At 65.9% G+C, this 22,970-nt stretch carries 22 protein-coding genes; 12 read left to right on the top strand and 10 right to left on the bottom strand.

The annotated features are described in order from the left end of the window. Positions 1-182 precede the first annotated feature (182 nt). A complete protein-coding gene (locus V5A38_RS07110) occupies positions 183-1,685 on the top strand; it encodes a carboxypeptidase M32 (protein WP_332325060.1) in 1,503 nt (500 codons plus the stop codon). Here V5A38_RS07110 and V5A38_RS07105 read toward each other — a convergent pair whose 3' ends face one another. The 4 genes from V5A38_RS07105 to V5A38_RS07090 all read right to left on the bottom strand — a co-directional run bounded on the left by V5A38_RS07105 (position 1,686) and on the right by V5A38_RS07090 (position 5,269). After that, positions 1,686-2,801, bottom strand: coding sequence for a glutamate--cysteine ligase (locus V5A38_RS07105; protein WP_332325059.1), 1,116 nt, complete (start codon positions 2,799-2,801; stop codon positions 1,686-1,688). A gap of 278 nt (positions 2,802-3,079) precedes the next feature. Further along, positions 3,080-3,715 (bottom strand): fibrillarin-like rRNA/tRNA 2'-O-methyltransferase, encoded by a 636-nt coding sequence (locus V5A38_RS07100; RefSeq protein WP_332325058.1) that lies wholly within the window; start codon positions 3,713-3,715, stop codon positions 3,080-3,082. Beyond that, positions 3,708-4,616 carry an NOP5/NOP56 family protein gene (locus tag V5A38_RS07095; protein WP_332325057.1) on the bottom strand — a complete coding sequence of 303 codons (909 nt, stop codon included), beginning with the start codon at positions 4,614-4,616 and terminating at the stop codon, positions 3,708-3,710. Before V5A38_RS07095 ends, V5A38_RS07100 begins: the two co-directional genes overlap by 8 nt. A 71-nt stretch (positions 4,617-4,687) precedes the next feature. Next, positions 4,688-5,269 (bottom strand): peroxidase-related enzyme, encoded by a 582-nt coding sequence (locus V5A38_RS07090; RefSeq protein WP_332325056.1) that lies wholly within the window; start codon positions 5,267-5,269, stop codon positions 4,688-4,690. A gap of 116 nt (positions 5,270-5,385) precedes the next feature. On the opposite strand from V5A38_RS07090, the gene V5A38_RS07085 reads away from it, so the two are divergent. Further along, the gene (locus V5A38_RS07085) at positions 5,386-6,483 is read left to right on the top strand and encodes a mechanosensitive ion channel family protein (protein ID WP_332325055.1); all 1,098 of its coding nucleotides are present in this window, start codon (positions 5,386-5,388) and stop codon (positions 6,481-6,483) included. A 174-nt stretch (positions 6,484-6,657) separates the two neighbouring features. On the opposite strand, the gene V5A38_RS07080 is transcribed toward V5A38_RS07085, so the two are convergent. The 4 genes from V5A38_RS07080 to V5A38_RS07065 all read right to left on the bottom strand — a co-directional run bounded on the left by V5A38_RS07080 (position 6,658) and on the right by V5A38_RS07065 (position 8,490). After that, complete coding sequence (locus V5A38_RS07080) at positions 6,658-6,969, bottom strand: hypothetical protein (RefSeq protein ID WP_332325054.1); 312 nt, start codon at positions 6,967-6,969, stop codon at positions 6,658-6,660. Between the two features lie 304 nt (positions 6,970-7,273). Further along, positions 7,274-7,801 (bottom strand): metal-dependent hydrolase, encoded by a 528-nt coding sequence (locus V5A38_RS07075; RefSeq protein ID WP_332325053.1) that lies wholly within the window; start codon positions 7,799-7,801, stop codon positions 7,274-7,276. A gap of 62 nt (positions 7,802-7,863) precedes the next feature. Further along, complete coding sequence (locus tag V5A38_RS07070; RefSeq protein WP_332325052.1) at positions 7,864-8,157, bottom strand: CDGSH iron-sulfur domain-containing protein; 294 nt, start codon at positions 8,155-8,157, stop codon at positions 7,864-7,866. 162 nt (positions 8,158-8,319) lie between these two features. Continuing rightward, entirely contained in the window at positions 8,320-8,490 is a 171-nt protein-coding gene (locus tag V5A38_RS07065) for a hypothetical protein (protein WP_332325051.1), read from the bottom strand. 176 nt (positions 8,491-8,666) lie between these two features. Between V5A38_RS07065 and V5A38_RS07060 the strand changes: the two genes are divergently transcribed. From V5A38_RS07060 to V5A38_RS07025, 8 genes are all read left to right on the top strand, one after another. Continuing rightward, positions 8,667-9,347 (top strand): hypothetical protein, encoded by a 681-nt coding sequence (locus V5A38_RS07060; RefSeq protein ID WP_332325050.1) that lies wholly within the window; start codon positions 8,667-8,669, stop codon positions 9,345-9,347. Further along, positions 9,334-9,588, top strand: coding sequence for a hypothetical protein (locus tag V5A38_RS07055; protein ID WP_332325049.1), 255 nt, complete (start codon positions 9,334-9,336; stop codon positions 9,586-9,588). Before V5A38_RS07060 ends, V5A38_RS07055 begins: the two co-directional genes overlap by 14 nt. 2 nt (positions 9,589-9,590) lie before the next feature. Further along, positions 9,591-11,717: a type B DNA-directed DNA polymerase gene (locus tag V5A38_RS07050; RefSeq protein ID WP_332325048.1), complete on the top strand. Its 2,127-nt coding sequence runs from the start codon at positions 9,591-9,593 to the stop codon at positions 11,715-11,717. A gap of 141 nt (positions 11,718-11,858) precedes the next feature. Beyond that, a complete protein-coding gene (locus tag V5A38_RS07045) occupies positions 11,859-12,887 on the top strand; it encodes a Cdc6/Cdc18 family protein (protein ID WP_332325047.1) in 1,029 nt (342 codons plus the stop codon). 101 nt (positions 12,888-12,988) lie between these two features. Then, positions 12,989-13,345, top strand: coding sequence for a hypothetical protein (locus V5A38_RS07040; RefSeq protein WP_332325046.1), 357 nt, complete (start codon positions 12,989-12,991; stop codon positions 13,343-13,345). Between the two features lie 336 nt (positions 13,346-13,681). After that, positions 13,682-14,767 (top strand): enolase C-terminal domain-like protein, encoded by a 1,086-nt coding sequence (locus V5A38_RS07035; protein ID WP_332325045.1) that lies wholly within the window; start codon positions 13,682-13,684, stop codon positions 14,765-14,767. A gap of 131 nt (positions 14,768-14,898) precedes the next feature. After that, positions 14,899-15,852, top strand: a complete 954-nt coding sequence (locus tag V5A38_RS07030; RefSeq protein WP_332325044.1) for an LLM class flavin-dependent oxidoreductase — start codon at positions 14,899-14,901, stop codon at positions 15,850-15,852. Positions 15,853-16,001: 149 nt separating this feature from the next. Further along, on the top strand, positions 16,002-17,219 hold the full coding sequence (locus V5A38_RS07025; protein WP_332325043.1) for an MFS transporter: 1,218 nt from the start codon (positions 16,002-16,004) through the stop codon (positions 17,217-17,219). 52 nt (positions 17,220-17,271) lie between these two features. Here V5A38_RS07025 and V5A38_RS07020 read toward each other — a convergent pair whose 3' ends face one another. Then, a complete protein-coding gene (locus V5A38_RS07020; protein WP_332325042.1) occupies positions 17,272-19,533 on the bottom strand; it encodes an AAA domain-containing protein in 2,262 nt (753 codons plus the stop codon). Positions 19,534-19,580: 47 nt separating this feature from the next. Continuing rightward, on the bottom strand, positions 19,581-20,330 hold the full coding sequence (locus V5A38_RS07015; protein ID WP_332325041.1) for an amidohydrolase family protein: 750 nt from the start codon (positions 20,328-20,330) through the stop codon (positions 19,581-19,583). A 630-nt stretch (positions 20,331-20,960) separates the two neighbouring features. Here V5A38_RS07015 and V5A38_RS07010 point away from each other — a divergent pair. Then, positions 20,961-21,581, top strand: coding sequence for a hypothetical protein (locus V5A38_RS07010; RefSeq protein WP_332325040.1), 621 nt, complete (start codon positions 20,961-20,963; stop codon positions 21,579-21,581). Further along, the gene (locus tag V5A38_RS07005) at positions 21,574-22,968 is read left to right on the top strand and encodes a hypothetical protein (RefSeq protein WP_332325038.1); all 1,395 of its coding nucleotides are present in this window, start codon (positions 21,574-21,576) and stop codon (positions 22,966-22,968) included. Before V5A38_RS07010 ends, V5A38_RS07005 begins: the two co-directional genes overlap by 8 nt. Positions 22,969-22,970: the final 2 nt, after the last annotated feature.

Here is a 22,970-nt window from a genome sequence, read left to right as displayed (position 1 = left end):
CCGGCGACCGAACCGACCAAGGGGCGTGAACAGCCCGCTTGCACCAGCCAGCGCGACGATCATTCCGAGCAGCAGAGAACGGCAGCGACGAGGAACGCGGCGCTGGTGACGAAGAAGGGGAAGGAGGATGCGCCCGACCCCAACCGCTTTGGCACGCCCGAGAGCATTGATAGCTCATACCGATGAGTGATCCGTACGACACGGCGACCGACATCTACGCACAGGTTGTCGACCTGGAGACGACGGACTTCCTCCTGTTCTGGGACGGCGAGGTGATGATGCCCGAAGGCGGGATACCGGCCCGTGCGAGCCAGCGCTCGACTGTCACCGCGCTCAAGGACGAACTGCTCGCCTCCGAGAGACTCGGGGAGGCGCTCGAAGCTATCGAGGAGACGGAGCTCACCGAACTACAGCAGGCCAACGTCCGAGAGATCCGGCGGGAACACCGCACCGCGAGTCGCATCCCGGCAGAGCTCAGCGAGCGAATCGGCGAGTTCGTCGGCGAGGCCGGCGAGGTGTGGAAGCAGGCACGCGCGGACGACGACTGGGAGGCCTTCGCGCCGTCCCTGGAGCAGAACGTCGAGCTCCGTCGCGAATGGGGGAAACACGCCAACCCGGCGGTCGACCCCTACGTCGCGCTCTGGGAGGAGGGAGTCGGCTACCACAGCCAGCCGTACGTTCCGTACGACACTGTGGACCGGCTGTTCGACCGCCTGCGGGCTCGACTCGTTCCGCTCATCGAAGAGATCCGCGCGAGTGACGTCGACCCCGGCGCCGACGTCGTCGAGGGGGAGTACGACGAGACCGAACAGATGGCGCTCGCCCGCGACGCGCTCTCCTTCGTGGGACTGGACTGGGAACGCGCGCGCCTCGACACCTCGACACACCCGTTCTCCTACGGCACGCAGTTCGACGCCCGCGTCACCACGCGATTCGACCCCGCAGAGCCCTTCGACGGCCTGCTGAGCACGCTCCACGAGTTCGGCCACACCGACTACACCCAGGGACTTCCGCGGGACGAGTTCGGCCTCCCGACGGGGAACCCACGCGGGCTGGCGGTCCACGAGTCCCAGAGCCGGCTCTGGGAGAACCACGTCGGCCGCTCGCGAGCGTTCTGGGAGGCGTTTCTCCCCACGTTCGTGGACCGCTTCCCGCGCCACGAGGGGCTGACCGTCGACGAGGTGTACGGCGCTGTCAACCGCGTGCGCGAGGAGAACCTCATCCGCGTGGAGGCGGACGAACTCACCTACCACCTCCACATCATCCTCCGGACGGAAATCGAGCGGGAGCTGATGAGTGGCGACCTCGACGTCGCGGACGTGCCCCAGGAGTGGAACGCCAAGATGGACGAGTATCTCGGCGTCGTCCCCGAAACGGACACTGAGGGCTGTCTGCAGGACATCCACTGGTCGAAGAACCTGCCGGGGTTCATCTCCTACACCGTCGGCAGCGTCATCGCCGCCCAACTCTGGAACGCGCTGGAGAGTGATATCCCGGACGTGGACCAACGCATCGCCGACGGCGAGTTCGACGCCGTCCACAGCTGGCTGGAGGAGCAGGTCCACCAGCACGGGCAGCGCTACACGACCAGCGACCTGGTCGAGCGCGCCACGGGCGAGCCTATTACTGCTGACCCGTTCCTCGACTACGTCGAATCAAAGTTCACAGCGCTCTACGACCTGTAGCTACAGAATCAGCGCATCACAGAGGGCGTCCATCCCCTTCTCCTCGTGAATACGGCGCTGGCGCGCCGCTCCGCTCTCCTGGTCGAGCAGGGCGGTCAACGAATCGTTGCCGATGCGGTCGCAGGTGCGCTCGATGGTTTCCGCTAATGATACCGTGGACTCGGCGTCGCGGTCGATGAAGGAAGCCTCGTGCCCGTGACGGGTCGCGCGCCACTTGTTCTCGTCGAGGAGTTCGCGGCGGATACTGTCGCCGTTGCGCGGCGTGTCGTTCGTGGCCCCGGGGCCATCCCGGTCGCCGTCCTCGTAGCGTTGAGCCAGGTCGATGACGAGTGCGTGGACGTGCTCGACGAACGCCTGGACGATCGCCGGGTCGGCCTGAGCGTCCGGCGCGCGGATCTCCACGGTTCCGTGGCCACTGTGTGGACGCACGTCGAACCAGAGCTCGCCGCGGTCCTCGATCGAGCCGAGTTCGACCATCCGACGCTCGTAGCGCTGGAACGCATCGAAATCCTCGAAGCGGGTCGGCACTCCCGTGTTGGGGAGGTTCTCGAAGATCTTCGAGCGGGCCGAGGCCAGCCCGGTGTCGAACCCGTTCCAGAACGGGGAGTTGGCCGAGAGCGCGAGTAGCGACGGCACCTCCCAGCGAAGCTGGTTAGCGATCCAGACCGCCTTGTCGGCGTCGTCGATGCCGACGTGGACGTGGAGGCCGGCGGTGGTGTTGCGGTGCTGGGGGTACTGAATGCGGTCGAGCTGCGAGCGGTACCGGGGTTTCTCTGCGTGGTCCAGCTCCCGCCATTTTGCGGCGGGGTGGAGTCCGGCGCTGGCGATTCGGTAGCCTTTCTCACTCGCGTACTCGACCAGGGCCTCCCGAACCGCGAGCATCGCGGCCTCGGCGTCGGTCACGTCTTCGATGAGCCGAGTCTGGGTCTCGAGGGTAAACTGGAACAGCTCGTGGTCCAGTTTATCTGTCAGTGGCGGCCCAGGGTCTTCGTCAGCGTAGACGAGGTCCTTGATACCGGATTTCGGCCGCCCCTGTTCGTCGACGGTGTAGAACTCCTCCTCGACCCCGAGGGTGCCCATCCGGTCGAAGTTCTCTCGGGAACCCAGCGTTTCCATTTCATCGGGCTTTGCAGTCACGACCTAAATAGGGTGCGGGCTCCGGCGAGCGACGTACAGGAGCGCGTCCGGAAAAGCGGCAATCGAGACCGGAGGTGGGTGCAACAGGCAATCGCGGCGTGCCAAGCCGTCGCGATGACGGTCAATCGCGGCGTGCCAAGCCGTCGCGATAACGGTCAATCGCGGCGTGCCAAGCCGTCGCGATAACGGTCAATCGCGGCGTGCCAAGCCGTCGCGATAACGGTCAATCGCGGCGTGTCGATCCGTCGCGACAATCGTCAGTCGAGACGTGCAACCACGCCCAGATGGTCCTCGTGGTACGGGTCGAGGCGAACGGTGTCCAGAATCTCGAACCCCTCCTCGAGCGTCGCCGTTACCTCATCGAACACCTCGGTTGGGTCCGCGACCACGTCCTCACTGCGGGCTTTCACCGCTGCGAGCAGCAGCCCGTCCTGCGTCAGGAACTGCGCGTTCCGGTTGGCCACGTCGGCCTGTCCACGGGTCGCCACGTCCTGGACGATGCAGTCGAGGCCGGACTCGACGACACCCGCGTACGCAGTCGGCGTCCGGGCGTCGGCGAGCAGCGGGAAGAGGTTCGGCCGGCTCTCGGCGACGTCGACGAGATCCCGGACCGGCCGGGGCGCGAACTCCACCGCGTACGTCGGCCCCGCGAAATCCGCGACGTGGCTGACGGTCGTCCCCGAGGCAGCGCCGAGATAGAGCACCGACTCCGCACCCGTGAGCCCCGTGTCCATCCCGAGTTCGAGCATCGCGCCCAGCTTCGAGCGGCCGGCGTCCCAGACCCGCCTGTCGCCCACGGTCGGCTCGCCGTACACCGGGTCGCCCTCGGTCGTCAGGCGCTCCTCGCCCGCGATGGTCCGGCGCTCGACGCCCGCCGGAAGTGACTCACTCATCGGCACCACCCGCGTTGGCGGCGCCAGCGTCAGCATCTGCTGTCCCCTCGTCGTCTTCCCCGCGGGCACGAATGGTGTCCATCCGCTCGCGGAGTTCCTCGTGGAGCTCCGGGCGCAGGTCGCCAGCATAGTGGTCGATACGGGCTGCGATGGAGAGCTTGCCGGCGAGGGCGCGGGCCGCCGAGCCGCGGTCCGCCGGGCGCGTGCCGCGCACGAACTCGTGGGTGAAGATAACGCCGTGTTTCGGCGACGGCGCGTGCCCTCTGAGGTGGGCAAACAGCGCGTCCTCGGCGCCGAGCACCTGGACGGTGCCGGAGGGTTTCTTCGCGAGCGTCTCCAGGCCGCCGGCGAGCGAGATGAGCCGCGCGGCGAGGGTCGGACCGGCCATCTTCGCCAGGTTGGGTGCGACCTCGGGCGCGCGGCGCTCCATGAAGGTCCGCAGGTTGTCGCGCTCATCACGCAGGTCGACGACCCGTTTAGCCAGCGAGATAACCCGCTCCTCCGTGGCGTTCGCCGGCTCGCGCTGGACAACGACGGCCGCGAAATCCAGGCCGGTCGCCGCCGTCTCGGTGGACAGCAGCGCGCCGGCCCACTCCTCGACGCGCTCGGCCAGTTCATTGGCAGTGCGCTCGGTGTCGTCCATCGCTCGCAGCGCGTGGATCAGCTGTTTGTCGTCGGCACGCTCGGCCTCGCGTGCGGCTTCCCGCGCGGCCGTCACTGTCGCCTCGTGAAGCAGGTCGTAGTACTCCGCCTCGTCGTCGGCGAAGCCGGATTCGACGGCGAGTGCTGGCCAGTCAGCTGGGGTCTCGGCCTCCCCATGCCGGATGGCGCTCGCGGCTGCCTCGGTATCGCCCGGTTCGACCTCGGCGAACCAGCCGTCCGGGGCGGACGTATCGGTCATGTCTGGGTCGTGGTGGTCGGGCCGTATATCGGTTCGTGATTGGGACCTGGAGTACTCCCAGCGTGCGGCGTCTACCGACCCATCGTCTGAAACTCCTCGTTCGGCCGCATATCCGCGAACATCGCCATCCGGTTGCTGAGGTTGAAAAACGCCGTCACGGCCGCGATATCCCACATCGCCTCGGCGCTGTAACCGACCCCCGCCAGCCGTTCGAGATGGGCCTCAGTCACCTCGTCGGGTGCCTCGGTCAGCGTCACGGCCACGTCGAGCATCGCCATCCGCTTCTCACTGATGTCGGCCTGCCGGTAGTTCGCGACCAGCTGGTCCGCCAGTTCAGGGTCCCCGGAGTAGATGCGCAGCAGTGCGCCGTGGGCGACGTTGCAGTAGTAGCAGTGGTTACGCCCGGAGACCGCGACGACGATCATCTCCACCTCCTCGCGGTCCAGCGCGGTGTCGTCGACCAGCGCGTCGTGATACTCGAAGAAGGCGCGGAAATGACTGGGTTTGGAGGCGAACGCCGAGAACACGTTCGGGGTGAACCCCGCCTCTTCGGTCTCCTGGCTGATGCGGGCCTGGAGGTCCTCGGGCAGGTCCTCGAACTCGGGCACTTCGAAACGGGTCATCGCGTCGTCCTCGAGCGTCGGCGCGGACATACCTCGAATATAGGTGGGTCGGTACTTCAAGCCAGCCGACAGCCGGTGACCAGCAACGAGCAGCGCAGTGGGCGGCCGAGCGAGTCAGTTACCTTCCCTGCCGATCTCCCTCGGGCATGTATTCCTGGATATTGGCAGAGTTGAACACGCTCCCGCCGGCGGTCGCTCTCGTGACAGTCGTGGTTGGCAGTATTCTCGCGGCCGCCGCCGTCGAACAGGTTGGGGTTCGGCTGCTCCGGCGGATGAGCCGCTCGACGGAGAACGGCTTCGACGATATTCTCATCGACGAGTTACGGCTCCCGCTCGTGGTGACGGTCGCCCTGGCCGGGGTGTTCCTCCTGACCACCGACGACGGGGTGCTCGCGGCGCTCTCGGTCGAGGCCGAGAGCCGCAACGCCCTGTTCAATCGGCCGGCGCTCACGCTCCTGCTGGTGGTCTGGGCGTGGTCGCTCAACACCATCGTCAACCGCGGCGTAAGGGCGGTAAAAGACGGCGGGCCACGCTTCGATTTCGCGCCAGTGTTCTCGAACGTCTGGACGATCGTCCTCGCCACCGGCACCGTCGCGCTCGCGCTCTCGATCTGGCAGATCGACGTGACGCCGCTGGTAGCCGGCGCTGGCGTCGCCGGTATCGCCGTCGGGTTCGCCGCGAAGGACACAGTCGCGAACTTCTTCGGTGGAATTGCACTGTACTTCGACGACACGTACAAGATCGGCGATTACGTCGTGCTCGACTCCGGGGAGAAAGGCACCGTCGTCACCGTCGGCGTCCGCTCGACGACGCTCCAGACGCGCGATGAGGTGCTGGTCACCGTCCCCAACGCAGTGTTGAACTCCGCGAAAATCGTCAACGAGTCCGCACCCAAGAGCAGGCGGCGCATCCGCGTCCCGATGAGCGTGGCCTACGGCACCGACATCGACGCCTTCGAGGCGGCCGTCCTCGATGTCACCGCCGCCGAACGCCTGGTACTCGACGGCCCCCAACCGCGGATGCGGTTTCGGTCGTTCGGTGACTCGGGGCTGAACTACGAACTGCTCTGCTGGGTGCACAGTCCGATCCGGGCCGCTCGTGCGACACACGAGCTCAACCGGGCGATCTATCGCCGCCTCGACGAACTCGATATCGAGATCCCGTTCCGGAAGATGGATGTGACGCTCGCTGGGGCGACGGAGACGGTTCGCGACCACTCGGAAGCCTCTCCCGGAGACGACTGAACAGCAATCACCGACATTAGGGAACCACCCCACGCTTTTGGGCCGTCCGGACCCTTCCTTCAGGTGATGTCGCTCTCGCCCGGCACCCGCGACGAGATCCGCCGCCACTGGGCCGATTTGCTGGGCTGTGTCCCGGCGGCGTTCGAACAGTCGGGTGTCACCGTCACCGAGCGGTCAGGCCGAACGGTTCGACTCATCCGCCGGGCTGGTGCCACTGTGGTTGCCGCGCCAGAGCGGGTCAGCGGAGCGTTCACACGCTGCCGGACGGAACTCGATAACGCACCGCTCACCGAAGCAGGTAACGTGGTTCAGCACGCGTTCTCCGACCAGTCGACTGAGTTCGTCACCGCTCACGGCCCAGCGGTTCTCGGTTACGTCGACTCCGCCGCGTTTTCCCCGGTCACCGCCGACGCACAGCTCCTCGACGACGACGACGAGCGGGCGGTCGATCGACTCCGCCGGCGGGTGCCGGACGAGGAGTGGCAACGCGCCTCTCCAACGTTTCGCCCCGGCCGCACTGCAGGGCTGTTCCGTGCTGACGAACTCGTCGCTGTTGCCACCCTGACCGACCCACCGTTTCCAGATATCGGCGTGGTCGTCGACCCGGACCACCGGGCAGCAGGAGCCGGCCGTCGGGTCGTTTCGAGAGTCGTCAGTGCAGCCTTCGAGCGCAACAGTGCCACGGGAATCCGCTACCGGACGCCTGAGCGAATCAGCATCCCTCAGGCTGGCTGCGTCGCTGGGGTTCGAGCGGTGGGCGAGCGAAGCTGTCGTCGTCCTGGACTGAGCGCTACAGCGGCGTGCGCTGGAACGCTAGCAGGGCGGCGACGGCCACGGCGAAGATGCCCAGCAGGAATAGTCCGTAGTTTGCGAGCGTGTTGTCCGCCCGGGTGACGGAGAGAGTGTACTTCTTCCCGACCGGCCAGAACAGATTGACCCCGGCAGGGGTGAGCAGGTCCCCAAGCAGGTGAGCAGCCACACTCAGGAACCCCACGGCGAACCCGAAGGCCGCCAGCCCAATGCCCGGGAACGCGCCGAGGCCGAGCAGTTCGGCAATGACCGATGCGCCGCCGAGTGACGCCAATAGGAGGCCGACGGCCGCGAAGGCGCCGCCGACGAGCGCGGCGAACAGCAGGGAGTGGGTCGGTCCACGGTGCCGGATCACCGGGAGTCGGTGGTCCACATCCGGCAGCATTGCGAGCCAGAGCATGGCGCCGCCGGTCATCACCGATGCGAGCGGGGAGCCGAGGGCGACGAGCAGATAGCCGATCGGGGCGAACGCGAGCAGTGAGACCCCGAGGTGGCCAGGACGATACACAAGCGCTTATCCGACCGCCATCGGACTAAAACGCTCGGTCGACAAGCATCGGCGGCGACGGATTAGCTGTTTTCCTCGCCGGAATCATCGTCATGCTCGTTTTCGTCCTCCGGAATCTCGTACTCGATGGTCTCCCCATCACCGAACGTCACGCTTGCGACACGGCGACGCTCGCCGTCGACGTAGCGGAACACGCCGTCGCCCTCGTCCGCTGTTTGCCGGTGGGAGCCGTCGCAAAAGGGGAACTCGTCGCTGAGCCCGCATCGACAGATGGCGATATCCCCCTTCTCCGGATCGATATCCCCCTCGTCGAGATAGCGCGGACCGGTGGCGTCCAGCGTTACGTCTCGGCTCATGGTCGTCCCTGGTGGCTCGGGCGGCAAAGCTCTTGGGCGACCGCGGGTCGGCGGATTGTATCTCCCAGGCTGTGTGGCTCCCTCCACGACAAGCCCAGCCCGACGAGTAGGACCCTATTTCTTGGGCACCGCCGTGGTGATACTGCTCTACGCCCTGCTCTATCAGTTTGGTGTCGCAGCCATCGAGGGGACCCAGCTGAGCGTTCTCGAATCGCTCCACGTCGTCACGTCCGCGATGTGGCCGTGGATCCGCCAGCGGTTCCAGCCGGTGTCGAGACCGACGAGTCCGAGCGTGCCCAGAAGGACCGGGACGGCGATGAGGTGAGAAACCACGGGTGGTGGTTCTCCCACCGGGGGCGTGACACGCGCTCGAAATCAATCTATTACAGGGCGTCAGCTCCGAGCATTCCCTTCACATTCACTCGGGACCCCCACCCCGCATCCGGGGCGCTCCACTTTCACTCCGCTCGTGGCTCGCTCCCTTTGGGACGGAGCCCGAACCCTCGTGTATGAACACCGAATCGGACGCGATACCCGAACTGCCGACGCTCGAACCGGGGTTGACACTCGTCGAGACGGACACTGCCCACAGAGTCCCGCTACAGAGCCTCGCCGTCGACCGACTCCTGCTCGAAAGCGGGAGCGCGATCTGGGTCGGGACCGGCCGGCACTGCACTACCGATTCGCTCGCCGAAATCGTCCCGGACCGCCGCGTGCTGGACCGCATCGACGTCGCTCGGGGGTTCACCTCCTATCAGCATACCGCGCTCATCGGCGCCCTCCCCGCACAGGTCGACGAGGGAACTGCCGTCATCGTGCTCCCGGAACTCGACGCCCGATACCGCGACGACGACGTGCAGGGCGGCGACGGTCGGACGATGCTCACGCGTGCGCTCGCACAACTCGCCGGGGTCGCACGGGCCCACGAGATTCCCGTCCTCTGTACGCGTACACAGGCGGATCAGTTCGCCGACCCGGTCGAGGCTGCTGCGACGCGGATCATCCAGTTCTGTGAGACGCCGATGGGGCCGCGCTTCGTCGGCGACGAGTTCCAGACGCTGGTCTATCCGCTCGAGGGCGAGTTGGTCCAGACGACGCTCGCGTTCTGGCAGGACGTGCTCCAGGCGCGCCAGCCGCTTCACGACACGGCGACGGTTCCCCGAGAGGTGGTGGCCAGTGGGCCGAACTAACCCGACGTACCGTGACAGCCTCCGTCACCTCGAAGACGGGTGGTCGGCGTACCGACGCGCACTACGCCACCGCGATCAAGCGCATTTCGACCGGCTCTGGACGCATGCTGCGACGTACGCCGATGCGGCTGGCTACCAGAACACCGAACGGGCGCTCGACCTCGTGTTCGTCTCGGTGCTCCTCGCACAGGAGCGACGGATCGCCGAACTCGAAGCAGCACTCACGGACTCGGACCCCTGAGGATGGTGTACACAGTCGAGTTCACCGGGCCGGAGACGGCCGTCGAGTGGTCGCTGACCGAGACGGGTGCCGAGGCCAAACCCGTAACTTACCGCCCCCGGTTCTACGTCGCGGCGACAGCGGGGAACTCCGTATCCCGAATCGAAGCGGCTATCGCCGCCCACCCGGCAGTGACCCAGGTCACACACGAACGGCACCGTCCCGGGTGGCGATACGACGCGACGGAGATGCTCGCGATCGAGGTAACGGAGCCCTCGATGATCACGACGCTGGCATCGACAGTCGCCCAGGTCGGACGCCCCGGCGCGTTCCGCTGTTTCAACGTCGACATGTCGCCGCAGTTCCGGTACTGTCTCGAAACCGATACCGACCCGACCCCGAGTCGGTCGCCGACCGTACTCTCGCTCTCGACGCCCGCGACGACGTTCGCGACCGGGCTCGAGTCCGTGACGGTGACGCCGCCGTCGGGTGACGATCGAACGGTCGAGGGCGAGCCAGCGACAGTTGCGCGCCGTGTCGAGGCGGTCGTCGAGGGGGCCGACCCGGACGTGTTACAGGTCTCGACAGGGGAGCTGGTTCCCACCCTGTTCGACGCCGTCGGCGACGACGCGTACCGTCTCGGCCGCCGGCCCGGCTACACCCAGCTCGCCGCAGCGAGCACCTACGAGAGCTACGGGCAGGTCGGCCACTCGCCAGCCCGATACACCGTCCCTGGACGCGCGCTCGTCGACGCGTCGAACGCATTCTTCCTCACGGAGACGAACATCGCCGGGCTCCTCTACCTGGTCGAGAACTCTCGCAAGCCGCTGCAGGAAGCGTCGTGGGCGAGCATCGGGAACATCCTCACCGCAATCCAGATTCGGGAGGCGATGGCCCGCGACGTGCTGGTGCCGTGGCGTGCGTGGCGCCCGGAGTTCTTCAAGAGCGCCCGGACGCTCGAGGCCGCCGACCGCGGCGGGTTCACGTTCGCGCCCGACGTGGGACTCCACGAGGGCGTTCACGAACTGGATTTCTCGAGTCTCTACCCCAACATCATGTGCAGCCGGAACATCTCACCCGAGACCGTCTGCTGTGACTGTCACCCCGAGCGCGAGGACGTCCCCGGGCTCGGCTACAGCATCTGTCCCGACGAGGGGTATCTCCCGGACGTGTTACAGCCGCTCATCGACGACCGGGACGGGATCAAGGAGCGAATCCGGAACGGAACCGGTGATATCCCGGCGCTGGAGGGGAAATCCGACGCCATCAAGTGGATTCTCGTCTCCTGTTTCGGCTATCAGGGGTTCTCGAACGCGAAGTTCGGCCGCATCGAGTGCCACGAGGCCATCAACGCCTTCGCCAGAGAGATCATCCTCGACGCGAAGGAGCAGTTCGAAGCGGACGGCTGGCGCGTCGTCCACGGTATCGTCGACTCGCTCTGGGTCACGCCGATGGACAACCGCGACCAGACAGATCTCCACGATGTCGCCCGCGATATCACCGAGGCAACCGGGATTCGGCTCGAGTACGAGGCCGAATACGACTGGCTGGCGTTCTGCCCGCGCCGGAACGACGACGCCGGCGCGCTGACTCGCTACTTCGGTAAGCGGGCCGGCGAGCCTGTCGACGAGGAGTCGAGCTACAAACGGCGGGGAATCGAGGCTCGACAGCGCTCGACGCCGCCGTTTCTGGAGGCGGTGCAGCTGGAGTTGATCCAGGCGCTCGCCCGGACGCGGTCCCCCGAGGCAGTCTGTGATCGCCTCCAACGCCACATTGCTGCGCTCTCTCGGGGTGATGTGTCGCCCGAGCAGCTGGCGATCACGAACCGCGTCTCCAAGCGCGTCGAGGAGTACAGCCAGTCGACGAAGAACGTCGCCGCCCTGGAACGCGCCGCCGACCTCGGGCTTGACAAGCGTTCTGGTCAGGACGTGGCCTACGTCGTCGTCGACGACGAGAAACGCGGTCGTGAGCGCGTCTCGCTGCTTCACGAGCGCCCCGAGTCGTACGACGCGGCGTTCTACCGGGACCAGCTCGTGCGGGTTGCGGAGTCCGTGCTCGCACCGGTCGGGTTTCGAGCGGCGGAGATCGAGGCGTCTCTCGCCGATCGGGTGGATGGCTCGGTCTCGGCGTACGGAGGCGTCAACCAGTGAGCGCCAGCAACTCAGTACGGCGAACCGGTCCGGAACCACTGGGATCCAATCGGAACAGCTCAGAACTGTTCGGATCCGTTCGGAACCGTCCGGAACACCAGGGGTTCCACTTAACACGTCACCCGACACACCCCTGAGTAGATGCTGCGAGACGGGACCGTCTTCGACGACGAACACCTCCCCCGAGAGATCGTCGGTCGGAACTCCCAGATGAACGAGGTCACTGACGCGCTCGCGCCGATCGAGGACGGGGTCCGTGCCGAGAACTGCTTCCTCTTTGGCCCCTCCGGCGCCGGGAAGACCACGGTCGCCCGCGCTGCGGTTCGTGAACTGCGGCGCGAGGTACTCGACGTGCCGACCGCCTACGTCAACTGCTGGAAGGACTACACGCGCTCGGGCGTGCTCGAGCGGACCGCGAAGAACCTCGTCGGCGCCGCGATTCCGAAAAACGCCCCCGCTCGTGACGTGATCGATACGCTGCAGACCGAACTGGACTCCCCGAGCGTGCTGATTATCGACGAGGTCGACCAGCTCCAGGACCCCGATACGCTGTACGACCTGCACTCGATACGGGGGCTCGCCTGGATCTGCATCGCCAACCGCGAGGTCGACCTCCTCGCCAGGCTCGACGACCGGACTCACTCCCGCGTCTCGGTGGGCTACCGCGTGCAGTTCGACCGATACACCGCCGACACCGTGACGGAGATTCTCGACCGCCGTGCCAGCCACGGGCTCGAGCAGGGTGCGGTGCAGCGGGAGACGCTCCGCCGGATCGCCGAACTCGTCGACGGCGACGCCCGGCGGGCGATCACCGCGCTCCGCGTCGCTGCCCGGAAAGCGGACCACGAGGGGCTCTCGACGATCCCGGAACGGCTCGTCGAGGACTCCGTTCTCAGCGCCGAAGCGGAGGTTCGCCAGAAAACCATCTCGAAGCTGAACCACCATCAGCGCGTGCTCTACGAGTGTATCGAGCGCTGGGGGCCGCTCATCCAGAAAGAGCTGTACGACCGGTACGAATCGGAGCATCCCGACCCGATCACCCTCCGAGCGCTCCGGAAGAGCCACCTGCCGAAGCTGGAACACTACAACCTCATCACGACCGAGCGCGGTGCGGACGGGAAAACCTACGAACTCGCCGAGTCGTCCGGAACGCCGGTCGGAACCGATTGAGACACGTCGCAGTCTGGTGGTTTACTGGTAACACGGACTGGCCGGAACGGGTTGGAACGACCCGAACAGCCCTCTTGGCGGTGAGGCCCCATTATTTCGATATGGTGACGAACGGAACGGCCACTGACGGTAACGCACGGGTGTCGGAGATCTCGATCGACCTCTTCACGGAGCGTGTCGACCAGGCCGACCCATCGGAGGGAAACGGCTCTCGACGGCAGAGACAGCCGTCGGCGGCGTCTGTTTCCATCCCCCACGAGCGAGCCCAGACGGTCACGGCAACGGTGAAAAACACCGATGGTGGCCGGTGGCGCTGTGACTTCCACGTCGATCCGTCTTCAGCTGCCAGCTCCCGGACGCTCGAGGAGGAGCAGGTGGTGAACATTGCAGAAATCGTGGACTGGGTGACGCCGGTCCTCAACATCATCGAGGCGTTGGTGACGGAGGCTGGGTGGTAATGCTCGAGCGGCGTGCGGAGGAGTGGTTCCGGTGGGTGGTCGGCCACGCACATCTCCATCCGCCTGATAGTGATTACGGCGAATCGGTGCATCGACGGTGTCGAACGCCGCCGGGTCAGGGGCTCCCATCACCGACACGGATGGTCACGGCGGGACAGACTCGCAGTAATCACTCTGAGAGCACGAAGAGGCGTCCCGGACGGCCGACAACGAGAGACACGCCGCCGCGGCACTCACTCCGATGAGGCGGTGCCCCACAGAATAGTTGAGAGGTGTGCGCGCTGGTAACATACGACGAATGTTTATGCTGGTGCCCGTGATAGATGCCGGCGTTAGATGGAGATCGTCGAGATCGACGCGGTTAGCCGAACGATTCCCTTCGAGTCGTCGTTCCCGGTGAGCTACGAATCCCACAGCGGGACCGAACACCTGTTCGTCCGTGTTCGAACTGATACCGAACATATCGGGTACGGCGAGGGGACCGCCCTTCCCTGGTTCACCGGGGACGTGGGTGAGGGGCTCCGCACAGTCGTCGACCGGTATCTCGCCCCCAAGGTGACGGGAGAGACCCTGGAAGACGCGCTCGCCGGTATCGACGAGTTCATCGACGCGTTCCCCGGTGCTCCTGGCGCGAAGGCCGCGGTCGAGATGGCGCTACTGGACCTCTCGGCCAGGCAGGCGGGCGTGCCGCTCTCGACGCTGCTTGGCACCCGTATCCGGAACACAGTCCCCGCCACGCAGGTGATTCCGGCGCTCCGGCCGGAGGCCGCCGCCGAACGCGTCGCCGAGGCGGCGGCGGACGGGTTCCGGAGCTTCAAACTCAAAGCTGATGGGGACGCGGACGGCGACGTCGCGCGTATCAACGCTGTCACTGCGGCACTCCCCGACGACGGGGTGGTTCGTGTCGACGCCAACACCGGCTGGCGCCGCTACTACCGGGCCAAAGAGGTTGTCGAGCGGTTGGCCCAGCCAGACCGCATCGAGTACATCGAGCAGCCAGTGGCGACCCACCGCATCAACGACATGCAGCGATTGTGGGAAGAAACCGGAATTCCGGTGTACGCCGACGAATCCTTCGCCGGCCCCGACGACGTTGTCGAGCACCCCGACGCAGTCGCCGGGTGTCACCTCAAGCTGGCGAAGGCTGGGTCGCTCCGCAGAATCACGGAGATGGCCCGGCTGGCGGCCCGGCGAGAGATGCGCGTTACCGTGGTCAGCGCCTTCGGGACCTCCCTCGACGCCACGGCCAATCTCCACGTGGCAGCGGTGCTCGACAATCTTTCCGCAGGTGCGGAGCTCTGTACCGGGCTGACCGCCGAGGACCCGACAGATCCGACTCTTCCGGTTGCGGCCGAGATCGAGATTCCGACCGAGCCCGGTATCGGCGTCGAACTCGACGACGCGGTGTTCACGTCGAGGTAATCATTCCGGCTCGGGCCGTCGGTTCGCGTCGCTCGTTCGTCTCGTCGTATCGCGTCGTCGGCTCGTCTCACCAACTCGCGCCGTCGAAAGCGGCGTGAAGGTATTTACCGGCTCGGCGGGCAGTTGTTCACATGGAATTCGCTGTTAACGTTCCGACCAGTGTCGGGAGTTCCGAATACTCGACCATGCCGTTTACCGACGCCATCTCCTGGGCCGACCAGCGGCAGTTCGGGTTGGACATCGAGGCGTTGGGATACGACGGGTTGGCCGTCCCGGACCACATCATGACGGGCGGCGGCGCCGGAACTATGGAGGCGACGACGACGCTGGCGGCGCTGGCCGTCGAGACCGAGGACGTGTATCTCTACCCTAAAACGATCAACAACCCGCTCAGACACGGACCGTTCCTCGCGAAGACGGTGGCCACCATCGACGAGATCAGCGACGGGCGACTCAAACTGGGGATGGGCGCCGGCTGGAAGGACGACGAGGCCAAAGCCTACGGCTACGACTGGCCCGCGGCGCCGGACCGGCTCCGTGAACTCGAGGAGACCCTGGAGATCATGAAGGGGTTGTGGACGAACCACGAGTTCAGCTACGACGGCGACTACTGCTCCGTCGACGAGGCGGTCTGTAAACCCCATCCGGTTCAGGAGCCCTATCCGCCCATCATGGTTGGGGGCGGCGGCGAGGAGTTCACGCTGCGCATCACGGCCAAGCACGCGGACTGCTGGAACTACTGGGGCTCCCTGGAGCTGATGGCGGGGAAGCTCTCGGTGCTCGAAGACCACTGTGAGACCTACGGCACCGACTACGACGCCATCGAGAAATCCTGGTTCGCGCGGTGTGTGATTCGGGAGACCGAAGACGCGGTTGCGGAACTGCTCGAGGAGGTCCCCATGTTCAAAGAGGAGAACCTCGACGAGAGCGAGCACCACCTCGTTGGCACCCCCGAGCAGATCGTCGCGGATATCGAGCGGTACCGCGAAATCGGCATCGACGAGGTCGTGGTCGAGTTTATCGACTTCCCGGGCACCGAGGGCGCAACGCTGTTCGCCGAGGAGGTCATCCCGGAACTCCGATAGGCGCTCCGTCGCGTCGGCTCGGGCGACGGACGCTGTGCCGTCGGGCCGGAAAGCGGTGCGGTTTGTCGTAACCCATGCACATTTCCCGTCGTGGGGATTCTGCCACAGCAACAGTCCCGCTCACCTCGGGTGGGGGCAAGCACTCGGAGATGAGTAACACCATCCAGAACCAACTTCGACGGACCGTCGCCGACCTACACGGAGACGGCCGGGGATGGTCTATCGTCGCCGTCGCAGTTGGGTGGTTCCTCGTCGTCGGGACGATGCTCACGGTCCCGGCGGTGCTCCCCAACATCAAGGCGGAGTTCGCGCTGAGCAACACGGGCGCGGGTATCGCGGTGACGGTCATGTGGCTGGTCTATGGCGTGTGTCAGTTCCCTGCCGGCCTGCTGACCGACAAGGTGGGCGAGCGGTGGATGCTGGTGGCATCGATGGCTCTCGGCGGCCTGACAGCAGCGTCGTTCGCGGTCTCGCCATCCTTTCTCGCGTTCGTGGTGAGCGGTGGGCTGTTCGGCATCGTCGGGGGGCTGTTCGCCACGCCGCGAGTCACGCTCCTCTCCAGGGAGTTCCCCGAGAGCAGCGGTACTGCGATCGGGCTCGTGATGGCGATGGGCAACATCGGTGCGGCGCTTCTCCCTGCGGCGGTCGGGGTGATCGCAGCAGCGATCGGCTGGCGGTTCGGCTTCGGGATGGCGATCCCGATATTCGCAGTTGCGTTTCTCGCGCTCTGGATCGCGATTCCCGGGGGCACAACTGGCGCGGACGAGGACCGACAGTCCGTCCGGGAACTGCTGCCGCGGGTGCTCGTCCAGCTCCGGACTCGCGAGATCCTCCTCGTTACCGCGGGCGTGACGCTAACGTTCTTTACGTTCCAGGGGATGACCGCGTTCCTGACGACGTATCTGATCTCGGTGAAGGGCATCGCCGGGAGTACGGCAGCCCTGCTCTACGGGGGGTTGTTTGCCGTCGCCGCGGTGATGCAACCCATCGCCGGCCGACTCTCGGACGAGACCAACGAGCGCGTCGTGCTGATTGCGATCACGGGCGTCTACGTGCTCTTACTCGTCGCACTGGTTCTGTCGGGTCGGTTCGTGTTCCTCGCAGCGGCTGTCGTTCTCCTCGGGACCCAGCGGGGGGCCACACCAGTGGCGACGGCGTATCTCGCAGCGGCGCTTCCGGAGGAGATCCGCGGTGGCGGGTACGGGCTCCTTCGAACAGTGTTCACCGGGGTGTCGTCGATGGGCGCGGTCGTCGTCGGACTGTTCGCCGATGCGGAGCTGTTCGACGCCGCCTTTCTCCTGCTGGCGGTGCTGGCCGCACTCGCCACGGGCTGTTACGTCCTGCTCCCAGCGCCCAGTAACGCGTGAGGAGCCACCAGACGGACGAAGTTCCCACTGCTGTCGAAATCGACAGCGAGTTCTAAACGCCCAGATGGTCCCCGAGCGCTGCATACACGTCCGCACAGGACTCCTCAGCGGCCCGGTGTGAACCAACTGTCCCGAGCGTCTCCCAGTCCCCGATAACTACCAGTCGTCGCTTCGCCCGTGTCAACGAGACGTTGAGCCGGCGCTTGCCCTCATCGCCGAAGGTGAGAAAGCCCGACCCGTTCCGGTCGTTCGAGCGGACCAGCGAAAGCAAGATCACCTCCCGCTCGCTACCCTGGAACGAGTCGACGGTGTTGACCTTGATGTCCTTCGTTCGCTGGTCGACCCCGGCGAGCGCATTCCGAATGCAGCCGATCTGTCCGGTGTAGGGGGTGATGACGCCGATATCCGACTGGGCTACCCCTCCCTCACGTAGCTGCTCGACTTCGTCCGCGACGATATCGGCCTCCGCCGGGTTCCGGTAGGATTTCCCCGAGGTATGCTCCTCGCCCTCGGACACGTCGTCGGCGACGAGCGGATCGAATCCGTCGACCGTCCGGTCCCGGTTCCGTTCAGCCGTCTCCAGTTTCCCCTCGTAGAACGCTTCGTTCGGGAACGTGACGATCTCCTCGTGCATGCGATACTGCCGGCGGAGCATCGTCCGGGCGCCGTCGTCGTACGTCTCCAACAGGTGTTCGAACAGCGAGACCTCCGCCTCCCGCTGGTCGAGTTCGTCCGAGGCGAACGGCGGCAGCTGCTTGTGGTCGCCGGCGAGCACCAGCCGCTCCGAACAGGCGTAGGGAATCGTCGTCGCGGGGATCGACGCCTGGGTCGCCTCGTCGACCACGGCGATGTCGAACTCGTCGGGGTCGAACTGGCTGGCCATGCTCGTCGTCGCGCCGACCACGTCCGCGGCGGCGACGACGCCGTCGGTGTACTGGTCGTCGATGAGGTCGCTCTCGGTATGCCCGACGCGACGGATATCGATAGCGTCGGCGTCATCGTCAGCGTCGTCACCTCCGTCGCCGTCGACAACCATCGCATGCAGCGTCCCCGGGTCGGGTTCCTCGGCCGAACTGGCGCCGACGAGCAGGTTGTCGACCGCCTGGTTCGAGTGCGCGCAAGCGAGCACGCGCTGGCCATCGGCGACGGCCTGCTGGATGATCGCCATCAAGGTCCGGGTCTTCCCGGTCCCGGGTGGGCCGTGGATACAGTAGACGTCCCGCGCCCGGAGCGCGCGTGCCGCGGCAGCCTCCTGGAACTCGTTCAGCGCGAGACCCGTGTCCAGGCCGACGGTGAACCCCGGGGTGAACCCCAGCGGTCGCTGGCCGGTGAGGACGTCCCACTTCTCGGCCGAGTCCTGAACGGCCTCGATTCCGGCCCGCTCCCGGTCGTAGGGCACGCCGTTGAGTAGCGCGAGGACGCAGAACACCGCGCGGTCGTCCTGGAGATAGCGGCGGAGTTCCTCGTAGCCGGGCGAGCGGTCGTCGATGAACGAGAGCCCGACAGCCCGGTCGTCGACGGTCGCGACCCTCGCCTCGACCGGGAACGGCGTGTCGTCGGTATCGACCCAGACGTCGGATGCGTCGGGGTTCGGCAGCACGAGCACCTCGGCGCCCGGATAGATGTCGTACTGCCCGGTGATGTCGAGATGCATCCGGCCATCGTCCTCGGGGACGGCGAACACGTCCACCGTTCCGTGAGACTCCGTCACCCGCCGACCGGTGTAGATCGTCTCCTGGATTCCGCCGTCCGAGCGGGAGACGTGCCGGTAGCCGCGCTCGGCCAGCATCTCCCGCGTGTCCGCGCGGTCGCGTTCGCGCAGCGCCTCGACGGACGCGACGAGCTCGTCGCCGAAGGCTCCCCGTTCGTCGGCGTCCATGGTGTGAACTGGCTCGGCTCGAACGGCTGTTTCCGAGCCCTCCTCGCCGCTGTAGGACGGCGCCCCTGGCGGCTCGAACACGTCGCTCCAGAAGCGGAGCCGCCAGCCGACCATCGTTTCGTCGATCACGCTGGGGTCCAGGCGCGTCCGCTTCCCAGCGTGCCCGTCGTTGTAGATGTACGACGGTGCGAGCCCGCCCTCGCGGTACTCGACGTACTCGCCGCTCAGTTCCGCTGAATCAGCCTCGTGGAGCGGGAGGAGGACGGTCCCGTCGTCGGTGACCAACGAATCGTATGCTTCGAGGCGGTCACGTATTTCCGCAACCAGTGGTGGCTCCACCTCGTCCGGAATCGGGTCGAGTTGTGAGGTCGCGAGGAGGGTGGCGTCGTCGACGCCGAGAAAGGCGGAGACGGCCGCATCGAGAAAGTCCGACATTCCTGTCGTACTGGTGCGTCATCACTGATAAAGTGACGGCTACCCGCTCAGACAGCTTCTCCGAGCGTGTCGACCCCGTTTCGGAGTGCGTTCTTGATGCCGGGTGCCCCCTGTGCGTGGGCCGCAACCGGGATGTCGACCCGGTGGGCTTCCTCGGTGAACGCCTGGACCTCCTCGGCCGTAAACTGGCTGTGGTACGGTTCGTCTTTCTCGGAGAGCACACCGCCAGTCGAGGAGAGCTTGATCAGGTCGACCCCCTGCCGGATACGCCGACGGGCACCACGTCGGCATTCGGTCGGCCCGTCGACGACGCTCGGGTCGTCTTCCGATTCGACCCAGCGATACGGGAGGTAGTGCGAGTCACCGTGCCCGCCCGTCTGTGAGAACCCCTTCCCGCTCGTGTAGATCCGCGGGCCGGGGATCTCACCCTCCGCAACCGCGTCTCGGAGTCCGATGCCGATGTCACTACTGACGTCACGCACGGTGGTGAACCCGCTTTCGACCAGCGTCTGTAGATCGACGGTCCCGCGGGCGGCTCTCAGCGCCGGTCGGTCGTGTTCGACGACTCGGGTGAACGGATCCATCTCCCGGTTCCCGCGGAGATGAATGTGCGTATCGACGAACCCAGGCAGCACGAACTCGCCCGAGTGATCGATCCGTTCGGCGTCATCCGGGACAGCGAGATCCTCGACCGTGCCAACGTCGCTTACTCGGCCGTCTTCGATCAGGATTCGAGCGTCCTCGATCACGTCGGTTCCGGTCCCATCGTAGAACGTCCCACAATCTACGTAGCGCATAGGCAATGAGACAGTGGCACAAGAATAACTGTTTGTGAACCAGGACCACGTTACGGCTACCTGAACTTGTTCCGACCGGTCGAGAAGCAGTCTCGAACGCACAGGGGAACGCCGTTATTCGTCAGTCTGGCAGGCTCGGTGCCGCGGCGAGTTCGTCGTAGCCGGCGTCGATGGCCGCCACGAGGACCGACCATTGGCGCTGGGTCAGCTCCGAAACGTGTTTCGCGCAGTCAGTAACGCCGTCTCCCCAGCGGCCGAATCGACCGCCTCTCTCATGGCGACGGCGACTGATAGCCCATCGCCGACGATATCGTCGCCTTCGGCCAGGAACTCCCGGATACCGACCGCCTCGCGTACGAGAGCGAGCGCGTCGACCCCGGAAGCGACAAGCTGCTCGACCCGCTTGCGCGACCGGCGCAGTCGCTCGCGGGTCTCCTCCGGCAGGCCGACAGTGACACGGTCTTGGGCGACTGCACCGACGGCCTCGGGGGATGGTCGGAGCCGGTGAGCGAGACGTATTCAATCACTACAGGAACAACTGTCTGGGGACCAGTTCACACTGCGGGTCGGAGGCAGGTCACCCACAGACGGACACAATTTCTTTTGGACACACGTTCATACGCTTACACGATGCCAGATTGGTCCCGACGCCGCGCCCTCTACGCGCTGGCGACTGGTACAACGGTCACGCTTGCCGGCTGTAGCGGTGAGAGTGGGTTCTCTGCGGAACCGGACCCCGGCTGGAACCCTCGCTCCCAGGTCACGGACTTCACGATGCGAAAGGTCCGTGATGCGGGGGACGAGCCACTGTTCTGGCGGGATGAGCGACCCGAAGACCACAACCGGGCCCGCCGAGGCCGAATCTACGTCACGTCGACGGACGACCTCTCGGAGCTCACGTTCGCACCCGAGAGCGAGGCCGCCGCGGAGGTGAACGGGTTCGTCACGTCGACTGATTTCGAGGCCGGCTCGGTTTCGCTTCACTCCAGGATAATCCCCGAATGTGACACAGTTCGGTTGTTGAGCGTCGGCCGGGAACCGGAGGGGTACTACACGTCCTTCTGCTCCGAACCACGACCAGCCGCTGTCGAGTGCGACGCCGAGGCAGAGGATACGGTCGCCATCGCGATTCGACTCCCCTTCCCGGGCGACAACGTCAGTAGCTCCGGCTCCTCGTGGAGCCGACGCTGTCGTGAACGGCCCTATCCAGTCACACCATCGAACGAAACGGAGGGGCGAACCGATGCGTAGGTCTACACGTGACGAGCACGTCGATTGCGCTGAGTCAGCCTCGGACGCCACCGCAACGACACGCCGTCGTGCTCTCGCCGGCGGCACTGCGGCCCTCGTGACTGCGCTCGCGGGCTGTTCCTCGCTCCCACTCGGCGGTGAGGAGGAGCCCCAACTCGGCTTCGATCCGGAAGAGCTCCCCCAGTCGGTTCTGACAGCCCTTCCCGAACGACCGAGTGCGTATGCCGGGCCCGTTCCGGACCAACTGACTGCCCATCACCGAGAGCGAGCCCAAACGCTGCTCGACGACGTGCCGACCGAGCCGTCGTTTCCGAACGGGAAGATGTCAGAGCGACTCGCCGAGGAACGGGAGCAAGCGGTTGAGGGGCTTCGAGACGGGCCGGATGCGGTGCCGACGCCGCTGGACCGACTCGGCCACTGGCGCTACATCCGGAGTACCGTCGCGAACGTGTGGGGTGCCTACCATGCGGCCGCGGGCGACATCGACGCAGCAACGCTCGAGTCTCGACGGGAGGAGATCCGTCGGGACCTCTTCGCGTTCGAGGCGGAATGGTCCTACCCCGGCGTCGACAGTGTGGAGGCACTGGCGGTCAACTATCAGTTCGAACGGTTGCGGACCACCTGCCGGCGGTATCTTGCGCCGCGCTGGAGCTTCCCGGATGACCCGACAGCGAGTGTCTTCAGAGTTGGACGTCTCGTCAACGAACTCGAACGGGCCCGCGCGGAGCTCGATGACCTCACGGGCCTTCACGAGGCCTTTCAGGAGTCGACCTCCACGGCGGGGCCGGGATACCGAACTGCGTTCTCGGTTCTGGCACCACGGCTCGAGGAGATCACCTCCGTGAGCCGAAAGCAGGTCGCCCCATATCTCGACGACGATGCGGACCCGTCGGATTTCGACCGAGATATCGAGCGGTTGCCGGCGGCGGCGCTCTTCACCCAGTTGCAGGGACTCGTCATCCGCCGTATCGATGACGCTGAGACAGCCCACCATCGCGGCGACAATGCACAGGCCGTCATCCGCGGCGGGCAGGCGCTCGTCGCGATTGTCGCGCTGTCGACTGCAGTGGCCGCGATACGGGACGGGAGATACGGGATGCCCGATTCTGTGTCGGCCGTGACCCAGCATCGTGAAACCGCCCTCGACGAACTGGAGCGGACGGAGTCGCTCGAGCCGTCAGTGCTGGCGACACTGCTGGCGATGCCTGCATGGGACGCCGTTGCCAAGAGCAGCTACATCGTCGTGCAGATCACGGAACGCGAAAACGAGCCCGACCAACGGGACGTCGTGAATCTCGTCGCAGCCTTCGCGAGTGCGACACATCTCGCTCGGGCGGTTCCTGCGGTGTTGGACCGGGTCACGCGTGAGATCGACGATTTCGTCTAGTG

It is taken from the genome of Halolamina sp. (assembly GCF_036626355.1).
Taxonomy (GTDB): domain Archaea; phylum Halobacteriota; class Halobacteria; order Halobacteriales; family Haloferacaceae; genus Halolamina.
The sequence above is the reverse complement of the archived record's forward strand: the minus strand, read 5'-3'. Positions and strand labels throughout refer to the sequence as shown.

Excerpts from the sequence above, each read along its gene's own strand:
- V5A38_RS07110 (WP_332325060.1), top strand. The coding sequence starts at position 183 with ATGAGTGATCCGTACGACACGGCGACCGACATCTACGCACAGGTTGTC.
- V5A38_RS07105 (WP_332325059.1), bottom strand. The coding sequence starts at position 2,801 with ATGGAAACGCTGGGTTCCCGAGAGAACTTCGACCGGATGGGCACCCTC.
- V5A38_RS07100 (WP_332325058.1), bottom strand. The coding sequence starts at position 3,715 with ATGAGTGAGTCACTTCCGGCGGGCGTCGAGCGCCGGACCATCGCGGGC.
- V5A38_RS07095 (WP_332325057.1), bottom strand. The coding sequence starts at position 4,616 with ATGACCGATACGTCCGCCCCGGACGGCTGGTTCGCCGAGGTCGAACCG.
- V5A38_RS07090 (WP_332325056.1), bottom strand. The coding sequence starts at position 5,269 with ATGTCCGCGCCGACGCTCGAGGACGACGCGATGACCCGTTTCGAAGTG.
- V5A38_RS07085 (WP_332325055.1), top strand. The coding sequence starts at position 5,386 with ATGTATTCCTGGATATTGGCAGAGTTGAACACGCTCCCGCCGGCGGTC.
- V5A38_RS07070 (WP_332325052.1), bottom strand. The coding sequence starts at position 8,157 with ATGAGCCGAGACGTAACGCTGGACGCCACCGGTCCGCGCTATCTCGAC.
- V5A38_RS07060 (WP_332325050.1), top strand. The coding sequence starts at position 8,667 with ATGAACACCGAATCGGACGCGATACCCGAACTGCCGACGCTCGAACCG.
- V5A38_RS07050 (WP_332325048.1), top strand. The coding sequence starts at position 9,591 with ATGGTGTACACAGTCGAGTTCACCGGGCCGGAGACGGCCGTCGAGTGG.
- V5A38_RS07045 (WP_332325047.1), top strand. The coding sequence starts at position 11,859 with ATGCTGCGAGACGGGACCGTCTTCGACGACGAACACCTCCCCCGAGAG.
- V5A38_RS07040 (WP_332325046.1), top strand. The coding sequence starts at position 12,989 with ATGGTGACGAACGGAACGGCCACTGACGGTAACGCACGGGTGTCGGAG.
- V5A38_RS07035 (WP_332325045.1), top strand. The coding sequence starts at position 13,682 with ATGGAGATCGTCGAGATCGACGCGGTTAGCCGAACGATTCCCTTCGAG.
- V5A38_RS07030 (WP_332325044.1), top strand. The coding sequence starts at position 14,899 with ATGGAATTCGCTGTTAACGTTCCGACCAGTGTCGGGAGTTCCGAATAC.
- V5A38_RS07025 (WP_332325043.1), top strand. The coding sequence starts at position 16,002 with ATGAGTAACACCATCCAGAACCAACTTCGACGGACCGTCGCCGACCTA.
- V5A38_RS07020 (WP_332325042.1), bottom strand. The coding sequence starts at position 19,533 with ATGTCGGACTTTCTCGATGCGGCCGTCTCCGCCTTTCTCGGCGTCGAC.
- V5A38_RS07015 (WP_332325041.1), bottom strand. The coding sequence starts at position 20,330 with ATGCGCTACGTAGATTGTGGGACGTTCTACGATGGGACCGGAACCGAC.
- V5A38_RS07010 (WP_332325040.1), top strand. The coding sequence starts at position 20,961 with ATGCCAGATTGGTCCCGACGCCGCGCCCTCTACGCGCTGGCGACTGGT.
- V5A38_RS07005 (WP_332325038.1), top strand. The coding sequence starts at position 21,574 with ATGCGTAGGTCTACACGTGACGAGCACGTCGATTGCGCTGAGTCAGCC.